Below are 12452 nucleotides of genomic sequence, written 5' to 3'. Positions count from 1 at the left end.
TCCGGGGGCGGAACTTTGGGCTGAGCAAGGGGTCTTTTCCTCATTCAAAAAAACACTTGATTCCAGCGCAATCAAGTCTATAATCCGCATTTTTTTACGATATCAAACTGAAGGACAGGAGGTCATCATGACAAGCAAAGCAAACCACTTCATCACGGCTGATCTGGTAAACATCCATACTCCCGTAACGTAGCGCCTCCAAAAGGAAGGACGATCATGCAAATGCGCAATACCGCTCTACGGCAAACCGTAGAAGCAGAAGAAATATTCGACACCCACCCCGAAGTCAGCCTGGATTTTGAACATGTTCAGGCAGCCCTCAAAAAGGGCTACAGCAAGCCGTTTCTGCTGGTTGACAGTAATATCATCCGCAACAAAGCCCGAAGATTCAAAGCCGCCATGCCGCGTGTGCAGCCGCACTATGCGGTCAAGGCCAATCCTGATCCGCGCGTGTTGAAAACGCTGATCGAGGAAGGCGTTGGATTTGAAATTGCCTCCATTTCAGAGCTTGACCTCCTGCTCAGCCTGGATGTGCCTCCTGCGGATATTTATTACAGTAATCCGATGAAGTCGCGCGCGTACCTGGAATACGCCGCAGCCAAAGGCGTGGAGTGGTATGTGCTGGATAGTGTCGAGGAGTTGCGCAAGATCGTCAGCGTGAAGCCGGACGCGAAACTGTATTTGCGGATAGATACGCCCAACATCGGGAGTGACTGGCCGCTCGCCGGCAAGTTCGGCACGCATATAGCCGAGATCAAGGAAATCATTGACGAAGCGGCCCACCTTAAGGCTGATCTGGCCGGAGTCACCTTTCACGTCGGTTCGCAATGCCGCAATCCGCAGAACTGGCGAGTCGGCATCGAACGCGCAATCAAGGTATTCGCCGACATGCGCCAGGCGGGATTGTCACCGCGTTTGCTCAATATCGGCGGCGGCTACCCGGTGCGGCATGTGAAGCCCATTCCATCGATAGAAATTATCGGTGAAGTCGTGAACGAAGCGATTGCTAACCTGCCGGAGAACATTCGCATCATGGCTGAGCCCGGGCGCTACCTCGTCTCGGATGCAGCCTATTTTGTCTGCCGCGTAGTAGGGACGGCAACCCGCAACGGTAAACGCTGGATGTATTGGGATGCAGGCGTCTTTGGCGGCGTAATCGAGGTCACGGAGGGCTTGCGGTATGAAATTCTTTCCGATCGCACGGGATCGAACATCCCCTGGTCTGTAGCGGGGCCAACCTGCGATTCGGTCGATATCCTGATGCGGGATGAAATGCTGCCGGAGGATATTGAGGAAGGCGATTTCATTTATATCCCCAATGCCGGCGCTTATACGACAGCCTACGCCAGCAACTTCAACGGCTTTCCTTTGCCAGAGGTGGTCGTCCTGTAATTCAATGAAATCAGGATCCCAGCCTGCCAGCCGATTCTGGACAGGCTGGTTCCGGGACGATCAGGCAGCGCGATCGGACAATAATAATAAAGAATAATAAAAAAGGCGGGTCACAGGTATCTGTGGCCCGCCTTTTTTTTGCAGAAACGCTGAGCAGGAATCAGAGTTCCGGGGTTCAGAGTCGCTGAGCGCCTTGTTCCTGTTGACCTGCCTTGCGATCGAGTGTGGCAAAATGGTACTCCAACCCATTGTCATCCACGTGCTCTTCGCGCAAGACCTCCCGCCAATCATTCCTGTCAAATTCCGGAAAATACGCGTCACCTTCGAAATCTCTATGGATTTCGGTCATGTATATGCGATCACATAGCGGCAGCATCTGCTGGAATATGTCAGCACCCCCGATGACGAAACATTCATTCACTTGATCGAGGTGCTCTCCTTCTCCGCTTTTGGTCTGGCTGCAGATGCTCAGCGCTTCTCCTATGGATCTGGCAACCAGTGCGCCCGGAACTTCATAATCCGGTTGTCTCGTGATAATGATGCTGGTGCGACCGGGAAGAAGCCGGCCGATGGATTCATGCGTCTTGCGTCCCATGATGATGGGATGTCCCATCGTAAGCTCCTTGAAATGCTTGAGGTCGTGCGGCAAGTGCCAGGGGATCGCGTTCTTATGACCGATTACGCGATTTTGCGCCATAGCTGCCAAACCCGAGAGTCGCGATGTCATACTGCAATGGGTGCCTTGATTGATGGATGCGGATCATACCCTTCCAGGGTGAAATCTTCATACCGGAAGTCGAAAACATTCCTGATTGCCGGGTTCAATCTCATCATGGGCAGTTTTTTCGGCGGCCGCCCTAATTGCTCGCGTGCCTGTTCCAGATGGTTGAGATAAAGATGCGCATCGCCGAAGGTATGGATGAATTCACCCGCCCGTAAATCACAGCTCTGCGCCAGCATGAGCGTAAGCAGAGCATAGGAGGCAATGTTGAACGGAACACCTAGGAAGATGTCAGCGCTGCGCTGGTAAAGCTGGCAGGAAAGCTTGCCATCCGCCACATAGAACTGAAACAGCGCGTGGCACGGCGCCAGCTTCATTTCCTGCAGTTGCCCCACATTCCAGGACGATACGAGCATGCGACGGGAATCGGGCGTTTTCCTGATCTGCTCGACCACCTGCTTGATCTGATCGATATGGCCTCCCTTCCCATCCGGCCACGAGCGCCACTGGCGGCCGTATATCGGCCCGAGATCACCATTCTCATCCGCCCATTCATCCCAGATGGAGACATCGTTTTTTTTGAGATACTTTATATTGGTATCCCCTTTCAGAAACCAGAGCAGTTCGTAAATGATTGATTTCAGATGTAGTTTCTTTGTCGTCAGCAGGGGAAAACCTTCCGACAGGTCGAAGCGCATCTGGTAGCCGAAAACAGAAAGCGTGCCGGTACCCGTGCGGTCGGATTTTTTTTGCCCCTGTTCCAGAACGTGCTGCATGAGATCGAGGTACTGGCGCATCGAAGTCGGTAACGTCAGCGAGTGGAATATAGTAAAAGGAAGCGTCCCGCGTATAATGAGTAATGGACGAGGTTTCATTCTAACAGAATAAAGGAGCTTCCATGCTTGCAGCGCTTGAACAGAAGAATACTCCCCTGGTATCCGTCAGTGATGCAGGCAAGGCTACTCATATCCTGGTGGTATTGCCGGCCCGGACCGAACCATCGGATGAGCTCGATTTTTTTGGAAAAGATTTGCTGAGCATCTTGTTGTCGCGGCGCAAAATGAAGGCGGAAGAAATCAAAGAGACGCCGGTTTCAGCCGATCTCGCGAGCGGCGCGTTATGCGCATGGGTGAGGATCGATCCGGTCAAATCCGTGTTCGAGCAGCAAGTATCCATGCGCAAAGCCTTGCAGTTGTTGCTGGAAGAAAACCCTTCCGAAATAAGCGTTATCGTTTATGGCGACTCCGGCGAAAGGCGAATGGCGGCGCAACTGGCACTCTACGCAGCATGGATCAACGGTTCATTACTGCCATCGCGCAAAACCGGCAAAAAGGAGGAGAACTGCCGCGGGCTCGAACGAATCGTGCTGCACGGGCACGAGGAAGCGGATAATTTTGCCCTGCTGAAAGCTACGGCGGAAGGAAATCTGCTTACACGCGAGCTTACGGTGTTGCCGCCCAATGAGTTGACGCCGGGACTCTACCGCAAGCGCATCCAGGAACTGGCGACAAGGGAAGGCTGGGATTATCAGGATTTCGATGTCAAAGCGCTGCGCGAGATGGGCGCCGGCGCTTTTGTTGCGGTTGCCCAGGGGAGCGATCCCGAAGACGCAGCCATAGTGCACGTGCGGCGGCGGATGAAAAAAGTGGACAAGACAGCCGCCCTGGTAGGCAAGGGTATCTGCTTCGATACCGGAGGGCATAACCTGAAACCGGCACGTTACATGCATGGCATGCACGAGGACATGAACGGCTCCGCTGTTGCCCTGGGCATACTGTTGGCTGCAACCCGCGCCGACCTCCCCGTGAATATCGATTGCTGGCTTGCCATCGCACAGAACCATATCAGTCCGCATGCCTACAAGCAGAATGATGTCATCAGGACGCTCAATGGGACTACTGTAGAGATCGTCCATACGGATGCCGAAGGACGAATGGTGCTCGCAGACACCCTGACGATGGCAGCGAGAGAGAAACCCGATATGATGATGGATTTCGCAACACTGACAGGAAGCATGCACGTGGCGCTGGGATCGCGCTACAGCGGCATTTTCAGCAATCGCGAAGAGTTGATGCAGAAGGCACTGGCAGCAGGGAGGGTAACAGGCGAACGGGTCTGGGGATTTCCCCTCGATGCCGATTATGATGTCGAACTGGAAAGCAAGATTGCCGATGTCAGGCAGTGCACCCTGGAGAGCGAGGCCGATCACATTCTCGCCGCCAGATTTCTCAATCGCTTTGTGGATGACGTTCCCTGGCTGCACATGGACCTTTCCGCGAGCAATCACAAGGAAGGGCTGGGCGCGGTGGGAAGCCCGGTGACCGGGTTTGGTGTGGCGTGGGGTGTGGAGATGCTCAGGGTCCTGTTTTCAGGCTCCCTTTAACCTTTAACAGGTGGATACAGCTCATATCTTGTTCCCGCTTATCGAAACTGTTCGGATACATGCTCCTTTCTGATTGAGCGGGTTTGCAAGTCCTCATGCAATCAGTGTAACAAAACAGTTCTTTCGCCTGCTGTTACGCTTCACGATTCGAAGCTGAAACTTTTGTATCGCAGGCATTTCCTGCGAAAAGGAGGATCAGAACATGTTCGACCCTGCCATACAGAACCGCGCTGCCGGCGCCATCATGGGCGCTTTTATCGGGGATGCCCTGGGCCTCGGTCCTCACTGGTACTACGACCTGGCAGTGCTCCGCCGCGACTACGGCGACTGGATCACGACTTATACCGATCCCAAGCCCGGCCGCTACCACAGTGATCTCAAGGCAGGCCAGCTGTCCCAGACCGGTATCATTCTCCGGCTCATGCTGCGCTCGCTCGTCGAGCGCGGCGGCTATGACGAAGCGGATTTCTGCCAGCGGATGGATGAGGAAATATTCCTATTTCTTAACGGCATGCCCGTGAACGGTCCTGGCGGATATACCCAGCAGTCGATTCGCGATGCCTGGCGCAAGCGGGTCCAGCAAAACCTGCCATGGGGGCAAACGGGAGGTCAGGCCGATACTACTGAAGCGATAGGGCGCACGTTGGCCCTGGCGGTCCGTTACGCCTTTCAGCCGCAAGAGATGGCAGCCGTTATCTCCAGCAATACCCGTCTTACCCAGATCGACGGTACTGTGGTTACCTTGACTGTCGCGTACGGGTCGGTGCTGAGTCTCCTGGTGCAGGGACACCAGCTCAACAGGAGTCTTTCCGGCAAGCTCATGCGATTGGCAAGGGCGGGAAAATTGCCTTTCCATACGATGGCACATACTGACTTGCAGCCCCCTCAAGAGGACCTTCCGTGCGAAAGTGGATATTCTGTCTCTCCGGATGCCCTGCTCACGCCCTCATATATAGCAGCAGCTGCGCTAGACCCGGATATCCGGATAGAACCGGCATGGAAAGTCTCCATCGTTTATGGCATGACCTGCGCCATTTATCATCAGCTTCCCGCGGCCTATCATCTCACTGCCCGTTTTCCGAATGATTTCGAATTAGCCGTGCTCCACGCAGTGAATGGCGGCGGCGAAAATCAGGCGCGGGCCGCTTTGACCGGTGCTCTCGTTGGAGCCCAGGTCGGCTTGTCGGGGATACCCCGGCGCTTCCTCGATGGCCTGGATGAAGGCGAAGCACTCCAGCGACTTGCGATGGATCTGGGATCGAAAGCGGGGGCTTCAATCGGCGAGGGAAAAAGCTGAAAACCGGGAGGAACCCTGGAATCCAGGATTCTTCTTGAAAACCCAAGCTCAACAGGAATGCCTGGAAGAATGAAACCGCTAGGCAATCTTCAGCACTATCTTGCCCAGAGTATGTCCCGCTTCGATCAAACGATGCGCTTCGGCGGCTTCTGTCAGAGGCAGCGTGCGGCTGACGTGAATCTTGAGGATGCCTTGTTCGAGCAGCCTCGCACCTTGTTCAAGTATGCTAGTTTGGACTACACGCGCGGGATGTAAACCGAAATAGAGGGGAGCAGCCATTTGTACATAGCCGATGCTCAGGTTGCGCAGCCGGGCAGTATTGAGTTGCTTTGCATCACAGGCCGTTGAAAGCAGCGACACTATCCTGCCATACAGCCGGATGGCGGAGAAGGATTTACAGAACGTTTCTCCACCGACAGTATCCAGAGCGAGGTTCACACCCAGCCCTTTCGTCCATTCGAGCGCAGTGTCCACAAAGTCATTTCGGCGATAATCAATTGTAAGCTCGGCCCCCAGGGATTGCACGAAGGCGGCCTTTTCCTCGTTCGAAATTGTCGTGGCAACCCCGGCTTTCAGATATCGGGCAAGCTGGATGGCAATATGGCCTACGCCGCCCGCACCCGCATGAATCAGCGCGGTCTGACCCTCCTTGAGATTGCCGCGCTTTATCAGCGCTTCCCATGCGGTAATCAGAGCCAACGGAACGGCGGCTGCTTCCACCATTGACAGATTCCCGGGTTTCAATGCCAGATAATCTTCATGCACGACCGCGTATTCCGCATAGTTTCCAGGTGCGCCGCCCAGGCCGTTATTGAAAAAGAAGACTTCATCGCCTGTGCGCACACGAGTCACTGAACTGCCAACGGCTTCAACCACGCCTGCCCCATCACATCCGAGGATAGACGGAAGCCTGTCCGGGTAATACATATTGGCCTTGCGCACCTTGGTATCGATCGGGTTTACGCCTGCCGCGTGCAACTTCACTCGCACATCGAGCGGACCAGCAAGATCGGGCATGGGAACATCGGCAGGTGTCAATACCTCTGGTGCGCCCGGAGCATTCATCAGGATGGCTTTCATGATTTCCCTTTATTCTTCTTTCTGGATTGCTGATCGATAATACGCGGTCAATCCTCCGGCTACGGGTGGAACAGGAATGAAAGGCGTACCGGAGGACGGTAAGCTATGAGGATATGTTAAACTTCGAGCCTTGATTTGGCTAGAAAAGTGAAATGTCCGGCAATACTTTTGGCAAACTGTTTTGCGTGACGTCTTTCGGGGAATCCCATGGCCCTGCCATAGGGTGCGTAGTGGATGGTTGTCCCCCGGGAATGGAGCTGTCCGCTGAGGATATCCAGCAGGATCTGGACCGGCGCAAGCCCGGTACCTCCCGTTACGTGACCCAGCGGCGCGAGTCGGACACTGTAGAAATTCTCTCAGGTGTGTTCGAGGGGAAAACTACGGGTACTCCCATTGCGCTGTTGATTCGCAATGAAGACCAGCGCAGCAAGGACTACAGCAAAATCATGGACACTTTCCGCCCCGGGCACGCGGACTATGTTTATTGGCAAAAATACGGCATACGCGATTATCGGGGTGGGGGGCGTTCATCCGCACGCGAAACTGCTGTACGAGTGGCGGCCGCGACCATAGCAAAAAAATGGCTGCGTGCAAAATATGGAGTGGTAGTACGAGGTCACATGGTGCAACTGGGACCTGTCGGGATTCCATTCAAACAATGGGAAGCGGTGGGTGAGAATCCTTTTTTTTCGGCTGACCCGGACATTGTGCCAAGCCTGGAAGAATTCATGGACAAGCTGCGAAAATCAGGCGACTCGGTGGGGGCCAGGATTCGTGTCGTTGCCGAAGGTGTGCCCGTCGGTTGGGGCGAGCCTGTATATGACCGACTGGATGCTGAAATCGCCCATGCCATGATGAGCATTAACGCCGTTAAAGGTGTTGAAATTGGAGCCGGATTTGCTGCTGTGAGTCAGAAAGGAACCGAGCACTCCGACGAAATCAGTCCAGGGGGGTTCCTCAGCAACAATGCAGGGGGCATATTGGGCGGTATTTCGACGGGACAGGATATCGTCGTGAACATCGCCGTCAAGCCCACTTCAAGCATACGCCTGCCGCGACGCTCAGTAGACAAGGCGGGCAATCCGGTAATGGTAGAGACTCACGGCAGGCATGATCCTTGTGTCGGTCTCCGGGCCACACCCATCGCGGAAGCAATGCTCGCATTGGTACTGATGGACCATGCGTTGCGCCATAGGGCACAAAATGCGGATGTTGCGTGCATAACTCCAAAAATTTCCGGAGAGATTGACCATAGGGAAGGCCGGGAAGAAAGCCCATCAGATAGCGATCTAAAAGTGGAGCTAACTGAGGATCCCGAGCCGGACGAAGCGTGAAAGACGCGTGGTGCTCTCAATAGACCAGTGAGCCGGTGGATTCGGGATCAATGACCTGCTTCTTCAATACGTTTCCCGGCATGCCAGCATGAGTTCGTCACATCTTCGCGAAATCGCTGAACGATGTGTCATAAGCGGGAGAGGGTGTTCCAATCAAGAATCCCTGGGCATAGTCGATCTGCATTTTCTCAAGGATTGAAAAAGTCGCTGCATTCTCCACGAACTCCGCTGTTGTCTTCTTTCCGAATCCTCTTGCCACATCGCACAAAGCCTGCACCAGTATTTGGTCATCGGGGCTGTCCGCCAGATTTCGTATGAATGAGCCATCGATCTTTACAACATCGATCGGCAGTTGCCGGATGTAATAGAAGGAGGAGAAACCGACTCCGAAATCATCCAGCGTGAAACTGCAGCCCAGCTTCTTGATCATCTCCATGAGTTCCCGTGCCGCGGGCAAATCCTCGAGTGCCGCTGTCTCGGTTATTTCAAACATGAAATTCGAGGGATCCGCGCCATACTCGATAAATGCATCTTTCAGTATCGGCAGCAGTTCCGGATCGTGAAATGCATGCGCCGACAAGTTTATGGAAAAACGGATGCACTGACCGGCACGCTGTATTTCAGCCGATTGCGCAATCGATTTACGTAAAACCATGTGGTCAATGGCATGGATAAGTCCGGTCTGTTCTGCGGCGGGGATGAAAAACTGGGGCGCGAGAATGGTTCCATCATTGTCGAGCATGCGCAGCAGCACCTCGTAATGATCGATGGTCCTGCGCCGAATATGCATGATGGGCTGAAAATAGAATAGGAAACGTTCGTGTGAAAGGGCATACTCAATCTTCTCCTTCCAATAGACGAGTGTGTACATGCGTTCACGTGTTTTCTCTTCGTCAGAAAACAGATGCCATCCTCCTCGTCCGGCTTCCTTTGCCTGATACATGGCGAGATCGGCCGCGGCCAGGAGGTCGTGGACATTGCTGCCATGCTCCGGAAAAAGCGCGATACCAACGCTGGCTGATGCTTTATGAGTGCGGCCATTTATCGTAATCTTTCCCTGATTCAGGCTCGCAAGCGTATTTTTTGCCACTTCTATCGCCCCTTCGGCCGTGGTTTGGGGCAAAATCACTGCGAATTCATCGCCTCCCAGGCGTCCGAGTATGTCGACGCTGCGAATGTTGCCAAGCAGCAGGCGCGCCACCATTTTAAGTAAGGCATCCCCCGCCTGATGCCCGCTGGTATCGTTGATGTACTTGAACTGGTCCAGGTCGAAAAAGAGTAAGGCTCCGGAATACCCGTAGCGCGCGGCAAGATTCAGCATCTGTTCCAGCTCTTCCTGGAAGCGGCGGCGATTGAAAAGATCCGTGAGCGGATCATGATCCGCCAGCCAGGCAAGACGCCCTTCAGCACGCTTGTGTTCCGTCATGTCGAGGCCCACCGATAGCATTGCGGGGTCATCCTCGGTGTGCCGGGTCAGGCGTGAATGCAGCCACAGAATATTACGAATGGAAGCATCCTTGCATACGATATTCGCTTCGTGCCGAAGCTGATCCCTTCGCTGGCACCGCACCTCTTCCAGATGAACGGGAAGATCGTGCAGATTCCCGTCGAGCGCCAGAAGATGGAGAAAGGACGTTCCCTGCAGCTCTTTTTCAGTATACTGAATAAGCGTTTCCCCATAGGCATTGAGTGTGAGAATCTCACCGTCCGCCTTTTGCGTGATTACGATCACTTGCGCAATGTCCAGCAGATTGTTGATGAAATCCCTCTCCTTGCTTAGCTCGTGCATCTTGCTCGCCAGTATATGGGTCCTGTCCGCCACCTGATCCTCGAGCTTCTCCAGTTGGTGCGACAGGGCCACCGCTGTTTCATCCAGCAGGTCAATCTCATCTTTCACCCATCGTTTCTGGCCGGCGGAGCGAAGCTCCAGGCGAAAATTCTTGAAACTGCTGCGAGCCAGAAGAGGGAGAGTAAAAACGATGTGCTTGAGTCGCGACAGCGGCTTGGTGAGGATGATGAATAACAGTATTTCAGAGAGTATGAGCCCGACCAGGCCAATTATCATGTTTTGCTGTGTGGAGCTGTGAATGGTACGGATCGTGGAGGTGATGTCAGTTACAACCATGAAGTGAGCATCGTCTTCCGAGACCGCCATTCTCTCCAGAAACAGCGGCTTTATCTGCAGGTGTCTATCCTGCCACGAAACCAGGATGCCCTCCTCGAGGCTCTCCAGGTCCGGATAATTCGCTGCAACGTCATCCAGAACAGTAATGTTCATTTCCCTGCTGTGTGCAGCAATCGTAACATTCCAGTTTGCAATTTTTACCTTGCTGCTTTCGGGCAAATCGCCTTTTTCGCTCACCAGCAAGGCGATATCAGCGCCCGAGATATCCTTGAAACCCAGGATCACATCGATCGGGGGGGTTCCGATGACGATCACCCCCACATTGTTACCTTCCACGAGCAGGGGCGTCACGGCAAATTGCATGCAGCTGCTGGGGCAACTGAGGTGGCTTATCGGCTTTTCCTGCGCATTCACCTCGTGTACCCAAGCGGACATCAATGCGTCATGAGTAACAGGCTGGGAAGTTCCCCAACTTGCCAGTTGCTGATTTGAGCTGTCGTAAAAACGCAGTAATTCGATACCCTTGTGGAGCTGCAAAGGTGTCCAATACGGATCAAATGCCTGAGTGACGTATTCTTTGTTACCTGAGAGCAGGCTTTTATCCATTCCTTCCAGGAAAGGAATCAATCCTGCGAGTTGATGCAAATTTATCGAAACCTGGTCAATCAGTCCTTCAACTTCCTTGGCATAGCGCTGGTGCTGCGCGTTTCTCTGGCTCTCGAAGTCATCCATCAGGCTCAGATAGGTAATTCCCGTGAACGAAGCCACGATGGCAATCAGTATGAGGCTGCTCAGCAGCAGAACTTTCCACTTCAGCCCCAGAAATTTCTGGGGCTTTTCAGGTGCTATCGCTCCATTTCTTTGCATAGCCTGATTATGAAAATACTTATCCTGCAGCATGTTTAGAACCGGTAGGAGCCGAGGATGGAAAACAGATTCCAATGCGGCGACAGGTCTCCCGAGGTAGGGTTATCGAGAGTCGAAAGCCAGGCTGTTCCATTCACGCGGTGATACTCGGCACGCAACATGAACTCAGGCGTGACATTCCAGCGCAGCCCTACAGTAATGTCTTTAGCATACCGCCGATGCGGATCGCCGCCTGTAGCTGCAGCCCATTTTTTTCCGTTGCGGTCATCGCTGTTCGTATACAGGACATCGTAACGAGCGATTGCTTCCCATTCCGGCGTGATTCGATAGACTCCTTGGATGTAATAGCTCTCTCCCCAGAAATTGAGATCGAGGGGGGGGCTGCCGAAATTTTTATATTCGAAATGGCGGAGCGCGTATTCCGAAGTGAAACTCCAGCGTTCTGCGTTATATTGCGCGGAGAAAATGAGAGGTGTAAAGCGAATTGAACCCGCGCCGAGCCGCTCGCTACTCGCAGGATCATAATTTATGTTCAACTGAGCCCCGCTGAATGCAAAACGAAGCCTGCCTTCGTCAAGTTCATAATTTACCTGGCCGATATACAATATATCCGGGCTGAGGTGGCCTGGCATTTCACGTCCCAATAGCGCCACCTCAGTTTCTGCGCCACGGACCAGTGGACGTACTGCTCCGAACTGAACAGAGAGATTCCCGATATCAGAGCGGTGCTCACCGTACAAGTGCCCGCCGTCCGCCGCGATGGCCAGTTTGCGGGTGCGATCAAAATAGATGGATTGAGGTAAAAGTATAGTGGGCCGCGTGAAGGGGACATCGCGCGTGGCATTGTAAAAGCCGAGCGGATTCTTCATCCTGCCCAGGCGAATTCCCATCTTGCTGTCTTCTCCCGATAGAAACGCATAATCAATGAATCCGTAATCGAGCCGAATGTTGCCCGGGCTCCCTTTTCCCGCCGTGCGGGAAATCATCTGAGCCGAAAACTGGAGGTTGGGCTTGGGCCTCATGGAAGCATTCAGTCCCAGTTCCCTGAAGTCAAAACTTCCGCTATCGGAACTGCTTTTCCCGAAAACGTTATTGTTGTTCGTACTCTTGAGCCAACTCTGGCTGGCAAAGCCATGTATTTGCAGGTTGTTCGGCAGGTTCTGAGGAATCGGCAGTTTTTGCGCGTAAGCCACACAATTCGAAAGGACGGCAGACACCACGACGAGCCGGACAACATCTCGCGTCAAACAGCG

Annotated in this window: 9 protein-coding genes; 4 read left to right on the top strand and 5 right to left on the bottom strand. The window is 53.7% G+C overall.

The genetic code is table 11. The features are described 5' to 3' along the window. Positions 1-216: 216 nt before the first annotated feature. Complete coding sequence (locus C8R21_RS09905) at positions 217-1392, top strand: type III PLP-dependent enzyme (RefSeq protein WP_107762545.1); 1176 nt, start codon at positions 217-219, stop codon at positions 1390-1392. A 175-nt stretch (positions 1393-1567) separates the two neighbouring features. Here C8R21_RS09905 and C8R21_RS09900 read toward each other — a convergent pair whose 3' ends face one another. Then, positions 1568-2119, bottom strand: coding sequence for a dihydrofolate reductase (locus C8R21_RS09900; RefSeq protein ID WP_107762544.1), 552 nt, complete (start codon positions 2117-2119; stop codon positions 1568-1570). Beyond that, complete coding sequence (locus tag C8R21_RS09895) at positions 2116-2910, bottom strand: thymidylate synthase (RefSeq protein ID WP_107762576.1); 795 nt, start codon at positions 2908-2910, stop codon at positions 2116-2118. Before C8R21_RS09895 ends, C8R21_RS09900 begins: the two co-directional genes overlap by 4 nt. 101 nt (positions 2911-3011) lie before the next feature. Here C8R21_RS09895 and C8R21_RS09890 point away from each other — a divergent pair, with 101 nt between their 5' ends. Both C8R21_RS09890 and C8R21_RS09885 read left to right on the top strand, forming a co-directional pair. After that, the gene (locus C8R21_RS09890; protein ID WP_107762543.1) at positions 3012-4496 is read left to right on the top strand and encodes a M17 family metallopeptidase; all 1485 of its coding nucleotides are present in this window, start codon (positions 3012-3014) and stop codon (positions 4494-4496) included. A gap of 202 nt (positions 4497-4698) precedes the next feature. Beyond that, positions 4699-5793: an ADP-ribosylglycohydrolase family protein gene (locus tag C8R21_RS09885; protein WP_107762542.1), complete on the top strand. Its 1095-nt coding sequence runs from the start codon at positions 4699-4701 to the stop codon at positions 5791-5793. A gap of 78 nt (positions 5794-5871) precedes the next feature. Here C8R21_RS09885 and C8R21_RS09880 read toward each other — a convergent pair whose 3' ends face one another. Next, positions 5872-6873 carry a zinc-dependent alcohol dehydrogenase family protein gene (locus C8R21_RS09880; RefSeq protein WP_107762541.1) on the bottom strand — a complete coding sequence of 334 codons (1002 nt, stop codon included), beginning with the start codon at positions 6871-6873 and terminating at the stop codon, positions 5872-5874. A gap of 152 nt (positions 6874-7025) precedes the next feature. On the opposite strand from C8R21_RS09880, the gene aroC reads away from it, so the two are divergent. Continuing rightward, positions 7026-8207 (top strand): chorismate synthase, encoded by a 1182-nt coding sequence (gene aroC, locus C8R21_RS09875; protein WP_107762540.1) that lies wholly within the window; start codon positions 7026-7028, stop codon positions 8205-8207. A 97-nt stretch (positions 8208-8304) separates the two neighbouring features. Here the strand turns inward: aroC and C8R21_RS09870 are convergent, their stop codons facing one another. Continuing rightward, the gene (locus C8R21_RS09870) at positions 8305-11199 is read right to left on the bottom strand and encodes a bifunctional diguanylate cyclase/phosphodiesterase (RefSeq protein WP_258192341.1); all 2895 of its coding nucleotides are present in this window, start codon (positions 11197-11199) and stop codon (positions 8305-8307) included. Positions 11200-11234: 35 nt separating this feature from the next. After that, positions 11235-12446 (bottom strand): OprO/OprP family phosphate-selective porin, encoded by a 1212-nt coding sequence (locus C8R21_RS09865; protein WP_258192340.1) that lies wholly within the window; start codon positions 12444-12446, stop codon positions 11235-11237. Between the last annotated feature and the right edge of the window lie 6 nt (positions 12447-12452).

Origin of the sequence: Nitrosospira multiformis (genome assembly GCF_003050865.1) — a bacterium.
GTDB classification, from domain to species: Bacteria; Pseudomonadota; Gammaproteobacteria; order Burkholderiales; family Nitrosomonadaceae; genus Nitrosospira; species Nitrosospira multiformis_E.
This window is presented reverse-complemented; position numbering and strand designations above follow the sequence as displayed.